The 16,836-nt window shown below is 47.1% G+C and carries 19 protein-coding genes; all 19 read left to right on the top strand.

Annotation, left to right across the window (positions count from 1 at the left end; translation table 11 throughout):
- The first annotated feature begins 3 nt into the window (after positions 1–3).
- The 19 genes from spoIIIAE to recN all read left to right on the top strand — a co-directional run bounded on the left by spoIIIAE (position 4) and on the right by recN (position 16,796).
- A complete protein-coding gene (spoIIIAE, locus tag JOE49_RS21155; protein ID WP_023989255.1) occupies positions 4–1,194 on the top strand; it encodes a stage III sporulation protein AE in 1,191 nt (396 codons plus the stop codon).
- A gap of 39 nt (positions 1,195–1,233) precedes the next feature.
- Positions 1,234–2,004 carry a stage III sporulation protein AF gene (gene spoIIIAF / locus JOE49_RS21150; RefSeq protein ID WP_023989254.1) on the top strand — a complete coding sequence of 257 codons (771 nt, stop codon included), beginning with the start codon at positions 1,234–1,236 and terminating at the stop codon, positions 2,002–2,004.
- Positions 2,005–2,020: 16 nt separating this feature from the next.
- A complete protein-coding gene (gene spoIIIAG, locus JOE49_RS21145) occupies positions 2,021–2,662 on the top strand; it encodes a stage III sporulation protein AG (protein WP_023989253.1) in 642 nt (213 codons plus the stop codon).
- A gap of 62 nt (positions 2,663–2,724) precedes the next feature.
- A complete protein-coding gene (locus JOE49_RS21140) occupies positions 2,725–3,549 on the top strand; it encodes a SpoIIIAH-like family protein (protein ID WP_209942732.1) in 825 nt (274 codons plus the stop codon).
- A gap of 138 nt (positions 3,550–3,687) precedes the next feature.
- The gene (gene accB / locus JOE49_RS21135) at positions 3,688–4,179 is read left to right on the top strand and encodes an acetyl-CoA carboxylase biotin carboxyl carrier protein (protein WP_023989251.1); all 492 of its coding nucleotides are present in this window, start codon (positions 3,688–3,690) and stop codon (positions 4,177–4,179) included.
- Between the two features lie 61 nt (positions 4,180–4,240).
- Positions 4,241–5,584 carry an acetyl-CoA carboxylase biotin carboxylase subunit gene (gene accC, locus JOE49_RS21130; RefSeq protein WP_209942730.1) on the top strand — a complete coding sequence of 448 codons (1,344 nt, stop codon included), beginning with the start codon at positions 4,241–4,243 and terminating at the stop codon, positions 5,582–5,584.
- Between the two features lie 125 nt (positions 5,585–5,709).
- Positions 5,710–6,123: an Asp23/Gls24 family envelope stress response protein gene (locus tag JOE49_RS21125; protein ID WP_028540595.1), complete on the top strand. Its 414-nt coding sequence runs from the start codon at positions 5,710–5,712 to the stop codon at positions 6,121–6,123.
- Between the two features lie 73 nt (positions 6,124–6,196).
- On the top strand, positions 6,197–6,736 hold the full coding sequence (amaP, locus tag JOE49_RS21120; protein ID WP_013310819.1) for an alkaline shock response membrane anchor protein AmaP: 540 nt from the start codon (positions 6,197–6,199) through the stop codon (positions 6,734–6,736).
- A 15-nt stretch (positions 6,737–6,751) separates the two neighbouring features.
- Positions 6,752–6,985, top strand: a complete 234-nt coding sequence (locus JOE49_RS21115) for a DUF2273 domain-containing protein (protein ID WP_023989248.1) — start codon at positions 6,752–6,754, stop codon at positions 6,983–6,985.
- A gap of 135 nt (positions 6,986–7,120) precedes the next feature.
- The gene (gene nusB, locus JOE49_RS21110; RefSeq protein ID WP_013310817.1) at positions 7,121–7,570 is read left to right on the top strand and encodes a transcription antitermination factor NusB; all 450 of its coding nucleotides are present in this window, start codon (positions 7,121–7,123) and stop codon (positions 7,568–7,570) included.
- A gap of 37 nt (positions 7,571–7,607) precedes the next feature.
- Positions 7,608–8,465, top strand: coding sequence for a bifunctional methylenetetrahydrofolate dehydrogenase/methenyltetrahydrofolate cyclohydrolase FolD (folD, locus tag JOE49_RS21105; RefSeq protein ID WP_068941551.1), 858 nt, complete (start codon positions 7,608–7,610; stop codon positions 8,463–8,465).
- A gap of 12 nt (positions 8,466–8,477) precedes the next feature.
- A complete protein-coding gene (gene xseA / locus JOE49_RS21100) occupies positions 8,478–9,842 on the top strand; it encodes an exodeoxyribonuclease VII large subunit (RefSeq protein WP_023989246.1) in 1,365 nt (454 codons plus the stop codon).
- Positions 9,832–10,092, top strand: coding sequence for an exodeoxyribonuclease VII small subunit (gene xseB, locus JOE49_RS21095; protein WP_013310814.1), 261 nt, complete (start codon positions 9,832–9,834; stop codon positions 10,090–10,092). The genes xseA and xseB overlap by 11 nt, the downstream gene beginning before the upstream one ends.
- Positions 10,064–10,987: a polyprenyl synthetase family protein gene (locus tag JOE49_RS21090; RefSeq protein WP_068941553.1), complete on the top strand. Its 924-nt coding sequence runs from the start codon at positions 10,064–10,066 to the stop codon at positions 10,985–10,987. The genes xseB and JOE49_RS21090 overlap by 29 nt, the downstream gene beginning before the upstream one ends.
- Positions 10,988–11,094: 107 nt before the next feature.
- Entirely contained in the window at positions 11,095–12,993 is a 1,899-nt protein-coding gene (gene dxs, locus JOE49_RS21085) for a 1-deoxy-D-xylulose-5-phosphate synthase (RefSeq protein ID WP_023989244.1), read from the top strand.
- Positions 12,994–13,069: 76 nt separating this feature from the next.
- Positions 13,070–13,921 carry a TlyA family RNA methyltransferase gene (locus JOE49_RS21080; RefSeq protein WP_023989243.1) on the top strand — a complete coding sequence of 284 codons (852 nt, stop codon included), beginning with the start codon at positions 13,070–13,072 and terminating at the stop codon, positions 13,919–13,921.
- Positions 13,922–14,076: 155 nt separating this feature from the next.
- Positions 14,077–14,553: a hypothetical protein gene (locus JOE49_RS21075; protein ID WP_209942728.1), complete on the top strand. Its 477-nt coding sequence runs from the start codon at positions 14,077–14,079 to the stop codon at positions 14,551–14,553.
- Positions 14,554–14,569: 16 nt separating this feature from the next.
- Positions 14,570–15,019: a transcriptional regulator AhrC/ArgR gene (gene ahrC / locus JOE49_RS21070; RefSeq protein WP_013310809.1), complete on the top strand. Its 450-nt coding sequence runs from the start codon at positions 14,570–14,572 to the stop codon at positions 15,017–15,019.
- A 58-nt stretch (positions 15,020–15,077) separates the two neighbouring features.
- Positions 15,078–16,796, top strand: coding sequence for a DNA repair protein RecN (recN, locus tag JOE49_RS21065; RefSeq protein ID WP_028540598.1), 1,719 nt, complete (start codon positions 15,078–15,080; stop codon positions 16,794–16,796).
- Positions 16,797–16,836: the final 40 nt, after the last annotated feature.

The following is a 16,836-nucleotide window of genomic DNA, read 5'->3' as shown; positions in this document are numbered from 1 at the left end:
GCCATGAAAAGGCTAGGGGGCATGCCGAATCTCAAAGTAATTGCAATGTTGCTGCTATGTCTCTGGTGTGCCTCAGCTGCGGTCCTCTTTGCAGATACACCGACAAACGAATGGATCAGACAGCAGGCAGAGCAAATGCCCAAAGATGAAGTAGAACATTATTGGGACGGGCTCATGCAGCAATACGGCGGATTTTTCCCTGATCAGAAAACGCCTTCCTTCATGGACATGCTGCTTCCAGGCGGTGAAGGGTTCAGCATAAAGGGTGTATTGAGCGCTATAGCTGATTTTTTCATCCATGAAATCCGAGTAAACGCCAAGTTGCTCGTCACCATCGTTATGCTCAGCATTATGAGTATGGTGCTGGAAACGCTGCAAAGTGCTTTTGAAAGCAAACAGGTCAGCAAAGTGGCCTACGCTATCGTATACATGGTCATTATCATTCTGGCGATTAATAGCTTTAGTGTAGCGATTGGTTATGCCAAAGAAGCGATTGATAGCATGATTCACTTCATGATGGCAATGTTGCCTTTGTTGTTTACCATGTTAGCCTCGATGGGTAACGTCGTAACAGTTTCGGTGACCCACCCGCTGATTGTATTTATGATCAACACAGTCGGAACAGTCATTCATACGCTGGTTTTCCCGCTACTGTTTTTCTCGGCTGTGCTGTACTTGGTCAACTCGCTGACAGGCAAATACAAACTGACCCAGCTAGCCGATCTGTTGCGGAACGCTGGAGTAGCAGTGCTGGGAGTGTTGCTGACCATATTTCTAGGAGTCATTTCGGTACAAGGCTTGACATCGTCAGTTACTGACGGATTAACGATCCGCACAGCCAAATATATTACAGGTAGCTTTGTTCCGGTGGTCGGCAAGGCGTTGGCAGATGCGACAGATACAGTCATTTCGGCTTCGCTGCTCGTTAAAAATGCCATTGGTCTGGTAGGAGTCATTATTATTTTGTTCCTGTGCGCATTTCCTGCTCTCAAGATTCTGACACTGGCTCTCATTTATAAAGTGACAGCAGCGATCATGCAGCCTTTGGGTGATACGCCTATCGTGGAATGTCTCGATGCGATCGGCAAGAGCATGATTTATGTTTTCGCGGCACTGGCGGCAGTGGGGTTAATGTCCTTCCTTGCGATTACAATCATGCTCGCAGCAGGAAATATGACGGTCATGATGAGGTGAACCAATGTACGTAAACCAACAAGGGGGGAGGGGAGTGACGTGACCTGGCTGGGAGGTTGGCTTAAGGAACTGGTGCTAATCGTGTTGCTGGCTTCTTTTGTCGATATGATCTTACCGAGCCGATCTATGGAAAGGTATGTCAAACTCGTTCTCAGCCTGCTTATTCTGCTGACGTTGCTGTCTCCGGTCGTGCGCTTACTGAGCAGCAGCCCCTCCGAGGTTTTAGGGCGAGCATTGGATCTTCAACGTCAGGCTGAGACAGGCAAGAGGGAACCGACATTGGAGGAGATTTTGGCAAAAGGCAGCCAGTTAAAGCAACAGCAAGAACAAAGCTCCATGCAATGGGCTGGCAAAGAGGTAGCTAAGGAAATGAAAGGACAATTGGAACAGTATACTGGGTTAGCAATTCAGTCGGTCCAGGTTACCCTTGCAAAGATTCAACAGAAGGAATCGGGGCTGGAGGCAGGAACGGGTGTCCAGTCGGTAGTGGTCAAATTGGCGGAGCAGCAGCCAGAAAAAGAAAAGAAAAACACAGACGTCTCGCCTGGTGCAGATGCTAAGCCGATTATGGTGGAGCCTGTGGCCGAAAAGACAGTGAATATTCGTGTGGAGCCGACACATACAAAAACTTCAGATTTTAATGAAGGAACGCGAGAAGATGATCGTAATCCTGATAAAACTGCTGAGGACGGAAAGCCAACGGATACGAAAGCTTTTGACTTAATTACAGGACTTCTACGTGAAAAATGGGGGATAGACAGCAAAAATGTTCAGGTGGTTTCTTCGCAGGATGGAACACATGAATGGTAACAGGAGGTGAGCAGAAATGAGCAAATGGCTGAAAAAGCTCGAGCGATGGCTGGGTGGAGGGGCGGATGGGGCGAAAAGATTCAACTCATTTCGTTGGCTGCTTATACTTGGCCTTATCGGTGTAGCGATCATGCTTTTTAATTCATTCGTTAATGTGAAAAAGGTCGATCCAGAAAACGTAGGGCGTGAGCCGCCTGGCGTGATGAAAAATGAGCCTACGTTAGAGACAACAACAGGTGAAGAAAGTTCCTTTGCCGGGATCGAGAAGGTTTTTGAGGACAATATGAAACAGATGCTGGAGCAGATTGTTGGCGTAGGAACCGTCGATGTCATGGTTACGGTAGATTCCACCGAAGAAGTTATCGTTCAACGCAATGTAAAAGATATGCAGGAAGAGAACAACGAGACGGACGCCAATGGTGGACAACGGCACACTACTCAATATACACGTGATGGCGAGATTGTCACCTATGAGTCATCAGGTGGTCAGCACACCCCGATTGTGACAAAAAAAGTAAAACCGCAGGTGAGGGGAGTGCTTGTTGTGGCTATGGGGGCAGAAAACCCTACAGTGAAGCAGCTAATTGTCGATGCTGTACAGAAGGGACTAAATGTACCTTCCTACAAAATTTCAGTCGTACCGCGCAAGCAGGGATAATATGGAATTGAGGAACAAAGAAGTTTATATTTTAAACCATTAATGAATATGGAGGACGGAACATGAATAATAAAAGACAAACCGTTTGGCTGGTGTCCATGCTGAGTTTAATGGTCGTGCTGTCTGCGTATTATTTGTTTACGGAGGACTCGAGCCCTGCAAATCCACCAGTAGCCGATAGTGAGCAAGTGAACAAGGTTAAACAGGATGCCGCACAGGAAGCAACGACGAAGGCAGAGGAACAATTGAACGAACTGAAGGTAAATGAAGTAGTGACGAATGGAGAAGTAACTGATGGAGCATCGGCAACTTCTACAAAGTCGGATACGGCTTCCACAATTGACCCAGCAACGGAAAACTCAAAAGGCGATAAAGATACGGCAGCTGCCCCTACTACTGAACCGGCGACATCCGATCAAAACACAACTGCGACGAAGACGGACGCGACAGCACAAAGTGACGACAAAGCAACCTCTACAGCCAAAACCGACCAGCAGGTACTGGATCAAGTGGCAACCGATCAAGCTGCCCAACCTACAGCAGCAGCTGTGATTGACAACTATTTGCTGGAACGGGATGTGCAAAATCAGAAGAAAAATGATGAACTGACTACCGCAATGAACGACAGCACACCAAAGAAAGCTGCTGAGGCTCAAAAGGAATTACATGTACTTGAAGATAAGCAGGCTAAAATTACTGGAATTGAAGAAGAGCTTCAGCAGCAGTTCGCCAATGCGGTCGTCCGTGAGGAAGATGCTGATAAATACAAAGTAGTGGTTCTAAGTGAAAAATTGGATGCTAAGCAAGCGGTAACAATTGTCGATAAAGTCATGAAGGAACTGAATGTAACGCAGGATAAGATCAGTGTCCAGTATGTTACACAATAAGACAAAAAACGCGAAAAAGCCCGGATTTCTGCATTATTCCGGGCTCTTTCTATTTTTAATGATTGTGATATAATACATAAAGCTGTTTCAACAATGTTATCAGCAACCGGCAAAATGCTGAAGGAGTGATTAATAGAGATGTTTAAATTAAGCGAGATTAAGGAATTGATCAAGCTGGTGGATGAAACGTCTGTGCATGAGCTTGAAATTGAAAATGAAGGAACTCGCCTGTTGATCCGGAAACCGGGCAAAAGCGAGATCGTTACGGTACAGGCTCCTGTGGCAACACCTGCTTATGCAGTGGCACCACAAGCTGTTATTCCAAATCCACAAGTACAGTCCGATGTTGGACTTGCAACTGCTGGGGAATCGAGGGAATATGCAAGCAATCTACATAAAATCGTATCTCCGATGGTAGGCACTTTCTATAGTTCTTCATCTCCGGATACGGCTCCGTATGTGAGTATCGGCAGCAAAGTGGGCGAAAAAACAACGGTATGTATCATTGAAGCGATGAAGCTGATGAACGAGCTGGAAGCTGAAGTGAAGGGCGAAATTGTGGAAATTTTGGCCGAAAACGGACAGTTGGTCGAGTATGGCCAGCCATTGTTCCTTGTGAAACCGGAGTAAAAAGCTTGTTTGAACCCTCTTTTGAGGGTTCGGCAAGACTACTCCCAGGGAGGATAAAGTCATGACATTTCAAAAAGTATTGATTGCGAATCGTGGAGAAATTGCGGTTCGTATCATTCGCGCTTGCCGCGAAATGAATATTTCGACAGTTGCCGTATATTCGGAAGCTGACAAGGATTCGTTACATGTGCGTCTCGCAGATGAGGCTTACTGTATCGGACCGACGCTATCTAAGGACAGCTACCTTAATTTTACGAATCTGATGAGCGTTGCTACATTGACTGAATGTGATGCCATTCATCCAGGTTACGGATTTTTGGCGGAAAACGCAGACTTCGCTGAAATTTGCGAATCGTGTAATATTACGTTTATTGGTCCTTCTCCTGAAGCCATTAACAAAATGGGAGATAAGGCCGTAGCCAAGCAGACCATGAAGGATGCCGGAGTTCCGGTTATTCCGGGTTCAGACGGGCTGGTTGAGGATTTGCAGGATGCGATCAGCATCGCACGTGATATCGGATATCCGATAATTATCAAGGCCACAGCAGGTGGCGGAGGTAAAGGTATTCGTATCGCCGAAGATGAGGATAACCTCATTCAGCAAATCACTACCGCTCAGCAGGAGGCGCAAAAAGCATTTGGCAATGCGGGTGTCTACCTGGAAAAATACTTGACCGGTATGAAACACGTGGAAATACAGATCATAGCGGACAAGCATGGTAATGTTGCCCATTTGGGCGAACGGGACTGCTCTGTGCAGCGTCGTCGTCAGAAGTTATTGGAGGAAGCACCATGTCCTGTACTATCGCAGGATGTTCGTGAAGAAATGGGTCAGGCAGCTGTTCGTGCAGCTTTGGCCGTTCAATACTCTGGTGCAGGTACTCTCGAATTTTTGCTTGGCCCGGACAATAATTTCTATTTCATGGAAATGAATACACGTATTCAGGTAGAACATCCAGTAACAGAAATGATTACTGGTGTAGACCTGATTAAGGAAATGATTTCTGTCGCTGAAGGACATCCGCTTTCCTTTACGCAGGAAGAAGTCACCATCAATGGCTGGGCGATAGAGTGTCGTATTAATGCTGAGGATCCAGATCGTAATTTTATGCCTGCACCGGGTAAAATCGGATTTTATCTGCCTCCAGGCGGTCCTGGAGTACGGGTAGACAGCGCAGCATATCCAGGTTATAGCATTCCTCCTTATTATGACTCTATGATCGCCAAGCTGATTGTGTGGGCACCTACACGGCAAGATGCAATTGCCAAAATGAAGCGGGCTTTGTCTGAGTTTGCTATTGAGGGCATACCCACAACGATTTCTTTTCATCAGCGCTTGCTAGAGCATCCTACCTTTATTAAAGGCGATTTTGATATTAAATTTTTGGAGGAAAACGAAGTTTAATCGGTATATTTCCTCAGTTTGTCATAATGAACGCCAAATGATATAGTATGGATAATAAGTGAGCATGTCTGCTTTGAAATCCAAAGCTGGAATGAAACTTATTTTGACCGAAAGGTGTTGAAGGTATGAGCACAGTGCCAACCGAATTCGAACGTACAGAAATTGGGGAGATTCAAATTGCCCCAGAAGTTATTGAAGTCATTGCCGGACTGGCTACCGTTGAGGTACCGGGCGTTGCGGGAATGAGTGGCGGATTTGCTGGTGGGTTTGCCGAATTGCTAGGCCGCAAAAATTTATCTAAAGGTGTAAAAGTGGAAGTCGGACAGCGTGAAGCTGCTGTAGACGTCTCCGTCATTATTGAGTACGGTAACCGTCTGCCTGAGGTGGCTGCTGCTATTCAGCATAATGTTAAGCGTTCGATTGAGAACATGACAGGTCTTAACGTTGTTGAAGTGAACGTGCAAATTCATGATGTTCAATTCAAAAGTGCCGAAAAAGTAGAAGAGCCGGAAGTGCTGGGCGCCGGACGGGTTAAATAGAGCGATACTTTGTACAAACCCCCGACCCTTATGGGTCGAGGGTTTACTCTAATTTAAGGAGGCTGTGCGTTTCGTGGCTAAAGTTATGGACAGACTTCTGCTGTTCTTGTACAGCTTAAGTATCGGAATTATTTCCATTCTCGCCATCCTCCTCCTGAGCGGGGCCATTCCGTATGTTTTAAGTATTGAGGATGAGCGAGTGGTGTGGTTTACCAGCCTGATTATTGCAGGGGTTCTGTTGTTATTGAGTCTTCGTTTTTTTTATATCTCTATTCGACGGAACCAAACCGTACAGCATTCTATTGATCAACGAACGGAATATGGTGACATTCAGATTTCAGTGGACACCATTGAAAATTTGTGCCTCAAAGCAGCTTCCCGATTTCGCGGGATGCAGGATTTGAAAGCACGCGTTCGCGTGTTGGAATCGGGACTTGATATTACGATTCGGGCGGTTGTAGACGGGGAAAGCTCCATTCCGGTGTTAACCTCCGAGGTACAAAAGGGGGTACACGATCATGTGGAAGAAATTACAGGAATTCCTGTGTCCAATGTGTCGGTGTACATCGCCAATGTTTCTCAGTCACCCAGCTTTAAGAGTCGTGTGGAATAGAGGTGATTTTCCCTGATGCCCTGGAAAGAAATATGGGGAAGTTACAAGGGCCGGATCATGGGGATCACGGCTGGTATTTTTTTCGGTTTTATTTATTTGTGGGCAGGCTTTTGGAATATGTTGTTCTTTGCATTGATGGTGTTCATCGGATATACGCTAGGAAGACGTAGCGATTCAGCGCTTGGTTCATTCCTCCCTTGGAAGGAATGGGGCGATTGGTTGTCGCAGCGTTGGCGTCCTTTTAAATGAACCCTGTGATACGTGTTCTCCAAAATAGAGCTGTAGCTTCTTTGCGCCCAACGTTTTGGAGGATGCGTTCACAGGTTTTTTTGTGGAAATTGGTTAGAATGAAAAATAGATATAGGCAAGCGTAGGAGGCAGGGCATGAAAAGACGTCTGGCGAGGGAATTAGCGGTACAGAGTATGTACCATATGGAAATGAATGAAGTGGATGCGGCAGCAGCCGTAGACATGTTGCTTCAGGAAGCCGCTGAGGAAAACGAAGCGGAAGTTGTCGTTAAAAACGCGGCAGTGTTAAGAGCGTATGTTTTGGAGCATGTGCGGGGTACGTGGGAGCACAAGGAAGCCATTGATGGGCTGTTGGTGGATTATCTTAAAGGCTGGCAGATCAGCAGACTTTCACGTGTAGATCGTCAAATTTTGAGACTTGCGGCATATGAGATGATTTTCCGTGAGGATGTTCCAGCTAAGGTAGCTGTTAATGAAGCGATTGAGTTGTCGAAGCACTTTGGTACCGAGGAATCCGGTAAATTTGTTAATGGTGTACTGGGACGAGTGATTCAAGAACTGGAGCAATTGAAAGCACGTTTTTAAGTAGAGACTACTGAATCAGGTTGGAGAGTGGATAAACATGTCAGCACCGATCATTGATGGTAAACAAATCTCTCAGGATATTCGCGCAAGCATTCAGCAAGAGGTCATTCGTCTGAAAGAGCACCGGTTTCAGCCGGGACTGGCTGTTGTATTGGTAGGCGAAGATCCCGCTTCGCAGGTATATGTTAAAAACAAGGAAAAGGCGTGCCATGATCTCGGCTATTACTCAGAGGTTCACCGGTTGGCAGCAGATACTTCGCAGGAAGCATTACTGGAACTAGTGGACAAGCTGAACCATCAAAGTACTATCCATGGAATTTTGGTACAACTGCCGTTGCCAAAGCATATTCATGAAAAAGCTGTCATTGACGCGATTGCAGTGGAGAAGGATGTGGATGGATTTCATCCGGTGAACGTAGGAAATTTGGTCATCGGTGACGATAGTCTATTGCCTTGTACTCCTGCTGGAGTCATTGAGTTAATCAAGCGTGCTGGAGTGGAGATAGCTGGTAAACATGCGGTAGTTATTGGTCGCAGTAATATCGTAGGCAAGCCAGTGTCTTTATTGTTGCAGCGTGAAAATGCTACGGTTACGATGTGCCACTCCCGTACAGCGAATATCGCGGATCTAAGTCGACAAGCGGATATCTTAGTCGTTGCGATCGGCAAAGCCAACTTTATTGATGCTTCGTTCGTGAAGCCCGGAGCGGTAGTGATAGATGTGGGGATGAACCGTCTGGAGAACGGAAAGTTGGCGGGGGACGTTGATTTTGAGAGCGTGAAGCAAGTGTCTGGTCCGATTACGCCTGTTCCCGGCGGAGTAGGCCCGATGACAATTACGATGCTGATGCAAAATACGCTTGTAGCGGCCAAGCGGTCGCACGGTTTGGCATAAGGGCAGCTGCCTGTGGCTGAACAACGTATTTACTCTATAAAGGACCTGAATCGTTATATCCGGATGAAGCTGGAATCGGATCAGGTGCTGTCTGATGTATGGATACGCGGGGAAATTTCTAATTTTACGCATCATTCGAGTGGTCACATGTACTTTACGCTCAAGGATGAGGGGAGTCGCATACGTTCGATTATGTTTGCAACCCATAATCAGCGGCTCCCTTTCGTACCGAAAGAAGGTACGCGTGTTATTGCCCGGGGAAACGTATCCGTGTACGAACGAGATGGACAATATCAGTTTTATGCAACTCAAATGCAGCCTGACGGCATAGGAAGCCTTTATCTGGCTTACGAACAGCTCAAGCAAAAGCTGGATGCAGAGGGACTGTTTGATACTGCTCGTAAGCGTAATCTCCCTGCCCATCCGGCAACCATTGGCGTGATTACGTCACCGACCGGAGCGGCTGTGCGTGATATTATTACGACACTTCAACGGCGATACCCGCAGGCTGGAATTGTGTTGTATCCTGTGCTCGTACAAGGAAAAGGTGCCGCACCCTCGATAATCAAGGCAATTGAAGCTATGAATCGTATGCAAGAGGTTCAGGTGATGATCGTCGGACGGGGAGGTGGCTCGTTGGAAGAACTGTGGGCTTTTAATGAGGAAGCGGTTGCGCGCGCCATTTACGCATCGGTCATTCCGGTTATTTCGGCAGTTGGACACGAAACGGATTTTACTATTGCCGATTTTGTGGCTGACTTGCGTGCGGCAACGCCAACCGCAGCAGCCGAGTTGGCTGTGCCTAATCAGGCAGAGCTACGGGATCAGCTGCTCCAACGTGAGCAACGGTTGCGCAACGCCCTCCGGCAGCGGCTGGAAACCAGCCGTGAACGCTTGGCGAGGCTTCAGCGTTCACCAGTTCTGCTGCACCCACGCCGTTATATGCTACAGCATGCAGAGCGAATGGACATGCTGCATCAGCGGCTGATTCGCGCAGCGGGTAACCGTTCGCGTTTGAACGCAGAAAAGAACGCACGTATGCGTCAGGTACTAGAGCGGTTTAATCCGCGTGAACAAATTCGTTCGGCACGCAAGCAGACGGATATGGCGCAACGTCAGCTGGAGTCTGCGATGCGTGCTATTACGAAAACGGGACGGCAGCAGTTGCACACGGGAATTCGTCAGCTGGATGCGCTGAGCCCACTCAAAGTCATGGCCCGAGGCTATAGCTTGGTATACGATGAGCAGGAGAAACGGCTGATTAAGTCGCTCAAAGACGTACAGCCGGGAGATTCCATCAAGATTAAAGTAAGTGATGGGCAGTTGGACTGCCAAGTATGGGGAATGAAGGAGGACGCGAAGCACGGTGGCGAATGAAACGGAATTGAATTTTGAAGCGGCTATGGCCGCTCTTGAAGAAATTGTCGGACAACTGGAGCATGGAGACGTTCCTCTGGAGCAAGCCATTGATTTGTTCCAGCGGGGGATGAAGTTGTCTCAGCTTTGCAGTCAGAAGCTGGAGCAGGTTGAACGTAAAATTGAAATGATCGTGGAAGAGGATGGAGATTTGCGCAAGAAGCCTTTTGGCGGTGGATTGGATGAAAACGGCGGTGAAGGGCTTGAATAGACCGTCGTTCAAGGAATATTTGACCGGGACGACGGATGTAGTTTCATCCGCACTGATCGAGCAGTTCCCGGTCGATTGGAACATTCCCGCTGTTCTTCGAGAATCCATGAATTACTCACTTACCGCAGGCGGAAAACGGCTGCGGCCTCTGCTTGTGATCGCTGCTGCTGAAGCATTCGGTGGAAGTAGGGAAGCTGCGCTGCCAGTGGCATGTGCGGTAGAAATGGTACATACGTACTCCCTCATTCATGACGACTTGCCAGCCATGGATGATGATGATTATCGGCGAGGTAAGCTGACGAATCATAAGGTATACGGCGAGGCGGTTGCTGTCCTTGCGGGTGATGCTTTGTTGACCCATGCCTTTTACAGCATTGTGCAAGCAGGACGGCGTCACGGTGTTTCATCCGATGCGCTATTGTCCATTGTCGAGGATTTGTCCGAAATGAGTGGCGCGCGGGGCATGGTAGGCGGACAGGTTGCCGATATGTCAGGCGAGCAAGGAATGACGGGGATCGAGGAACTGGAATATATCCATCTTCATAAAACTGCTGATTTGATTATTTTCTCGCTCTTGGCAGGTGGACGGATTGGTGGGGCGGACAAGAGTCAATTAGAGGCGCTTCGCCGTTTTGGACGAGACTTGGGGCTGGCTTTTCAGATACAGGACGATATACTGGACCTCATAGGCGATGAGAGCAAAATGGGTAAGAAAACGCAAAGTGATGTTGAACAGGAGAAGGTTACCTATCCGTATTTCATTGGTATGGACGCATCTTTGCAGCAGGTGGAGAAACTCACCGCATCTGCTAAAAAAGTGATAACAGAGAGCGGTATTCCCGATTCTTCTCGTTTGCTGGAGATAGCCGATTACCTGATGAAGCGTGATCATTAGTTGCCTTAGAGCTGTTTTGACTTGTCTGCGTTTAAGCACAGTCAAAAAGTGTGATATAATACTTGTTAACTTTACACACAAACTTGAAGGAAAGCGGGGAGATATGCGTGCTGCTTCCACACATAAAGCAACCAGGCGATCTGAAATCACTGTCGGTTGAGGAGTTGGCTTCTCTGGCCGAGGAAATCAGGAGCTTTTTGATTGAGAAGCTGTCCGTGACTGGGGGGCATCTGGCATCGAATCTGGGAGTGGTTGAGCTCACGATCGCCCTGCATTATTGCTATAACAGTCCGAAGGACAAGATGATTTATGACGTTGGGCACCAAGCCTACGTACACAAAATATTGACAGGGCGAATGGATCGTTTTGATACACTTCGTCAGCGTGATGGACTTTGTGGTTTTGTAAAAAGAAGCGAGAGTGAGCATGATGTTTGGGAAGCCGGTCATAGCAGCACTTCTCTGTCGGCCGCAATGGGAATGGCTTTGGCTCGAGATTTGAAGGGCGAGGACAATAAAGTCATTGCAATGATCGGAGACGGCGCGTTGACTGGGGGGATGGCCTTCGAAGCGTTGAATCATATCGGACATGAGCGCAAAAATTTAATGGTCATTCTGAATGACAACGAAATGTCCATAGCACCTAATGTGGGGGCCATGCATAATTATTTGAGTAAAATCCGCTCGGACCGTCATTATTTGCGAGCAAAAGATGAGCTGGAAGTCTTGCTGAAAAAAATACCCGCGATCGGCGGTAAACTTGCCAAATCGGCTGGCCGTGTCAAGGACAGTCTTAAATATATGATGGTGCCTGGTGTACTGTTTGAGGAACTGGGACTTACGTATCTCGGTCCAGTGGACGGGCATGATTTGCCGAAGCTAATCGAAACCTTCCAGCAGGCTGATAATGTCACTGGCCCTGTATTGGTGCATGTCGTAACCACAAAGGGCAAGGGCTATAAACCTGCAGAGGCAGATTCACACAAATGGCACGGAATCAGCCCTTACAAGATTGAATCGGGTCAGGTACTCAAAGCTGTAGGTAATCCGATGTATACGGAAATTTTCGGCCGAACGCTGATTGAGCTGGCTGAGCAGGATGAGCGCATCGTTGCGGTCACGCCTGCTATGCCTGGTGGATCAGGACTGGTACCGTTTAGTAAAGAGTTTCCTAGCCGTATGATTGACGTCGGCATTGCTGAACAGCATGCAGCTACCATGTGTGCTGCGTTGGCAATGGAAGGGCTGAAGCCGGTGTTTGCGGTGTATTCCACTTTTATGCAGCGTGCTTATGACCAGATTGTGCATGATATCTGTCGTCATAATGCGAACGTAATGTTCGCGATTGACCGTGCAGGTTTTGTTGGGGCTGACGGAGAAACTCATCATGGCGTGTTTGATGTGGCATTCTTACGTCATATCCCGAATCTTGTGCTTATGATGCCAAAGGATGAGAACGAGCTACGCCATATGATGAAAACAGCGCTCGATTATGAAGACGGTCCAATTGCTTATCGTTACCCACGTGTTAATGTGGTTGGCGTGCCGTTGGATAAAGAATTACAGGCTATTTCCATCGGCAGTTGGGAGCTCCTGCGTAAGGGTGAGGGCTTTGCTGTAATTGCATCAGGACCGATGCTCCAGGTGGCGACAGAAGCTGCGGAGGCGATGAAACGTGAAGGGTTGCAAGTGGGCGTCGTAAATGCCCGTTTCCTGAAGCCTTTGGATGAGGATATGTTGCGTGAGCTGGCTCGTCAGCATACGAAGCTGATCGTATTGGAAGAAGCTTCTGAAGCAGGAAGCTTGGGTAGCGCTGTACTGGAATTTTACGCCAAAGCCGAAATCCAAGAGGCGCAGGTGCGCTTAATGGGGATTCCCGATCTGTTCGTGGAGCATGGCTCCATCAAAGAGCAGCGTGCTGAAGTAGGTCTTACCATTGAAGATGTATGCTTAAAGCTGCGTAAATGGGCTGCTGAACCAGCCTATGGCATGGGACAATCCGTATAGGTTAACTTGAAACGAAGAACATGACGTTTATAAAAAGTATGACAAGAGCAGCCTGGCTGCCTAAAGGGAGATTAACATGTCTGTTCCGAAGGAACGCATTGATGTATTACTTGTAGAACAAGGCTTTTTTGAAAGCCGTGAAAAAGCTAAAGCTGCGATTATGGCTGGTCTAGTGCTGGCGGACAGCGAACGGATAGAGAAAGCGGGTATGAAGGTACCACGCGCCAGCGAGCTTAAAGTTAAGGGTTCGGTGCATCCGTATGTAAGCCGTGGAGGATTAAAGCTAGAGAAGGCCATTCGTCAATTTGAGCTGGATATGAAGGGCAGGACAATGCTGGATATTGGTTCGTCCACTGGAGGTTTTACGGATTGTGCACTTCAGCATGGAGCGGAATACGTATACGCCATTGATGTGGGTTATAATCAGCTGGATTGGTCGCTTCGTAATGATGAACGAGTATGCGTAATGGAAAAAACGAATTTCAGATATATGACACCTGCGGATTTGAATGGTTCTGTCCCGAATTTCGCAAGTATTGACGTTTCGTTTATTTCATTACGTATTATTTTGCCCCCGTTGCTTGCCTTATTGCATCAACCTGCTGATATTGTAGCTCTAATCAAGCCGCAATTCGAAGCTGGACGCGAAAAGGTCGGAAAATCCGGTGTGGTCCGTGATCCTGCTACGCATAAAGAAGTGTTGCAGACCATTCTGATGTTTGCGCATGAGCTTGGACTTACGCTGCAAGGTTTGGCTTATTCGCCTATTACAGGTGGAGAAGGCAATATTGAATTTTTAGCGCATTGGCGTTTGGATGGGCTTCCTGCTGCAGAATCGCAGCTGGAGAAGATGGATTTCAGACCACTAATTGAACGTACTGTTCAGGAAGCAGGGCAGACTTTTAATAATGGTCCATCGCGTAAGTAACATTCAGGGGTTCTCCATGAGTTCTGTGAACTTAAGGGAACCTCTTTTTGGTGTGAGGGATTGATTATAGAACTCACGTTCGCCTATAATGAGATGTACAAAGGAAAAGGAATTTTACATCTTGTCCTAGAATATGTCCATGAGGTGATCGGTCCATGGACACAAGATATGATACGATTATCATCGCTGTAATCGGGGTGATATTAGGGATATGGGCTTTATATAGCCTGCGTGCCTGGTTGAAGGAGCCAGGGCCGCTTGTGCTAAAGACAATACCGATTAACGAGGATTTGGATGAAGGGCCTGCTATAGATATACTCGAAGAAGCAGGTTATGAAGTAGTGGGTGGGAAAATGAAAATACCGCTTGCTTTTAAAGTGAATGGACATACCGTGTATAGCCGTTTGTTTATAGACTACGTGGCTGTACGAAACGGTTCGACATATATGGTCAAAACGTCACGCCGCAAGAAACCAATGGAGTGGAGTGGTCCTGGTTTACGGGACAGGCTCATGCCGTATTTGTTGCTCTATCCGGGTTGCGCGGGTGTATTGTACGTTGATACGGACGAGCGAAGTATTCGCCTTATTACATTAGTGGAAGACCTCGAAGAAGAGGAATATGAAGGTTAATCCATAGGAGGATTATATGAAGGGTCAACGACATATTAAAATTAGGGAAATTATTTCACAACATGAGATTGAGACGCAGGATGATCTGGTTGAAGCATTGCGTAAGGCTGGTTTTCAGGTCACACAGGCGACCGTATCGCGTGATATCAAGGAGCTGCTGCTGATCAAGGTTCCAATGGACGATGGCAGATATAAATATTCAATGCCTTCAGATCAGCGCTACAATCCGGCCCAGAAACTGAAACGTACGTTGGTCGATAACTTTTTGCATATTGACTACACAACCAATCTGATTGTGATGAAGTGTCTGCCGGGAACAGCCAACTCGATTGCTGCTTTATTGGACAATATTGAATGGTCCGAGATTATGGGTACGATTAGCGGAGATGACACCATTTTGATTATTTGCCGATCGGAAGAAAACAGCGAAGCTATCGTGAATCGTCTTATGGGCTATATTTCCTAATTATAATGGCTACGCATATTAGGCGTTTTAATTTGTACATCATAGAGGTGAAAGAACGATGCTGGTCACTTTGTCTATACGGAATTTGGCGGTCGTAGAGGCCGTCGATGTTCATTTTTATAAAGGGTTTCATGTCTTGAGCGGGGAAACAGGTGCTGGTAAATCCATTATTATCGATGCGCTTGGGCTGATTGCAGGCGGTAGGGGCTCTGCTGATCTAGTACGTTACGGTTGTGATAAAGCAGAGATGGAAGCCTTGTTTGAGCTGCCGGTAAAACATCCAGTTTGGAATACACTTGAGGAACAAGGGATTAAGGCTAATGCGGAGGAGCATTTGCTGATTCGTCGCGAACTTACGGTTCAGGGGAAAAGCTCTTCTCGAATTAACGGTCAGATGGTTAATTTAACGATGCTGCGTGAGGTAGGTGAGCAACTCGTCAATATCCACGGGCAACATGAGCATCAAAGCCTGCTACGTGCAGATCGCCATCTGGCACTGCTGGATACGTTCGGTGATTCGGTGATCGGTCCAGTCAAAACGCTTTACCGTGAGCGTTACAATGCTTTTGTCAAAGCGGAAAAAGAAGTAAGAGAACTGCAAAGCTCCAGTCAAAAGGCTTATCAGCTTTTGGATATGTACCGATTTCAATTAGAAGAGATCGCTGCGGCGGAGTTGAAATTGGGAGAAGATGAATTATTGGCAGAGGAACGGGTCAAGCTATCCCATAGTGAGAAAATGATGGATGGGATATCAGGAGCATACGAACTGCTAAGCGGCAGAGGTGGGCTGGATACGATCAATAACGTATTGTCCAGATTGAACGATGTCCAAAGCTATGACAGCAAAAGCCTTCAGCCTATTGCGGAGCAGATTCAGTCTGCTTTTTACCAGTTAGAGGACGCAGCATTCCAATTACGTTCTTATCGTGAGGATATTGAATTTAATCCAGGCAAGCTGCATGAAGTGGAGCAACGTTTGAATCAAATTACCGGATTACAGCGAAAATATGGTGATAGTATAGAGCAGATTTTGGAATACTATAGCCGTATTGAGCAGGAAACCGATCTGCTGGAAAATAAAGATGAGCGGCTGGAGCAGCTCATTGCAAAACGGGATGAGTTGCTTTCCGATTTGCTGGAGATTTCAGAAGAGCTTACAGAAGCACGTGAAATTTGTGCTGAAGAGCTAGCAGAGCAAGTGGAGCAGGAGTTAAAAGACCTACAGATGGAAAGAACGTCACTCAAGGTGCGCATTGATCCAATTGAAGATCCACGCGGATATGAGTATAAAGGTCTGAAGGTAAGACCTACCAAGCAAGGCATTGATAATGCGGAATTTCTTATTTCCCCCAATCCAGGTGAGCCACTACGTCCACTTGGTAAGATCGCTTCAGGCGGTGAGCTATCACGTATCATGTTGGCGATGAAAAGTATTTTTGCGCGTCATGATCAAATTCCAGTACTCATTTTTGACGAGGTGGATACCGGGGTGAGTGGTCGTGCAGCTCAATCCATTGCCGAGAAGCTATATCGTTTATCTTCCGTTTGTCAGGTGTTTTCCATTACTCATTTGCCACAGGTGGCATGTATGGCAGACCATCAGTACCTTATTGAGAAAAATGTTCATGATGGACGGACCATGACTCAAATTGAGGGACTTACGGAGGACGGGCGTGTCAAGGAATTGGCACGGATGCTGGGCGGCGTGGAAATTACCGAAAAAACATTGCATCACGCACAGGAAATGCTGAATTTGGCGGAAGGAAAGAAAGCCTGAAAAGAGCGGCTGGCGTAATGTTTAACAGTTATAAAAGCCT

This window comes from Paenibacillus sp. PvR133 (assembly GCF_017833155.1).
GTDB lineage: Bacteria > Bacillota > Bacilli > Paenibacillales > Paenibacillaceae > Paenibacillus > Paenibacillus polymyxa_B.
Note: the sequence above shows the minus strand (reverse complement) of the source record. Positions and strands in the feature narration are given on the sequence as shown.

Bases quoted from the DNA above. Each gene is read 5' to 3' on its own strand.
- nusB (WP_013310817.1), top strand. From the start codon at position 7,121: ATGAAAAGACGTCTGGCGAGGGAATTAGCGGTACAGAGTATGTACCAT.
- folD (WP_068941551.1), top strand. From the start codon at position 7,608: ATGTCAGCACCGATCATTGATGGTAAACAAATCTCTCAGGATATTCGC.
- recN (WP_028540598.1), top strand. From the start codon at position 15,078: ATGCTGGTCACTTTGTCTATACGGAATTTGGCGGTCGTAGAGGCCGTC.
- JOE49_RS21075 (WP_209942728.1), top strand. From the start codon at position 14,077: ATGGACACAAGATATGATACGATTATCATCGCTGTAATCGGGGTGATA.
- accC (WP_209942730.1), top strand. From the start codon at position 4,241: ATGACATTTCAAAAAGTATTGATTGCGAATCGTGGAGAAATTGCGGTT.
- JOE49_RS21115 (WP_023989248.1), top strand. From the start codon at position 6,752: ATGCCCTGGAAAGAAATATGGGGAAGTTACAAGGGCCGGATCATGGGG.
- JOE49_RS21140 (WP_209942732.1), top strand. From the start codon at position 2,725: ATGAATAATAAAAGACAAACCGTTTGGCTGGTGTCCATGCTGAGTTTA.
- spoIIIAE (WP_023989255.1), top strand. From the start codon at position 4: ATGAAAAGGCTAGGGGGCATGCCGAATCTCAAAGTAATTGCAATGTTG.
- ahrC (WP_013310809.1), top strand. From the start codon at position 14,570: ATGAAGGGTCAACGACATATTAAAATTAGGGAAATTATTTCACAACAT.
- JOE49_RS21090 (WP_068941553.1), top strand. From the start codon at position 10,064: ATGAAAACGGCGGTGAAGGGCTTGAATAGACCGTCGTTCAAGGAATAT.
- spoIIIAG (WP_023989253.1), top strand. From the start codon at position 2,021: ATGAGCAAATGGCTGAAAAAGCTCGAGCGATGGCTGGGTGGAGGGGCG.
- JOE49_RS21125 (WP_028540595.1), top strand. From the start codon at position 5,710: ATGAGCACAGTGCCAACCGAATTCGAACGTACAGAAATTGGGGAGATT.
- accB (WP_023989251.1), top strand. From the start codon at position 3,688: ATGTTTAAATTAAGCGAGATTAAGGAATTGATCAAGCTGGTGGATGAA.
- JOE49_RS21080 (WP_023989243.1), top strand. From the start codon at position 13,070: ATGTCTGTTCCGAAGGAACGCATTGATGTATTACTTGTAGAACAAGGC.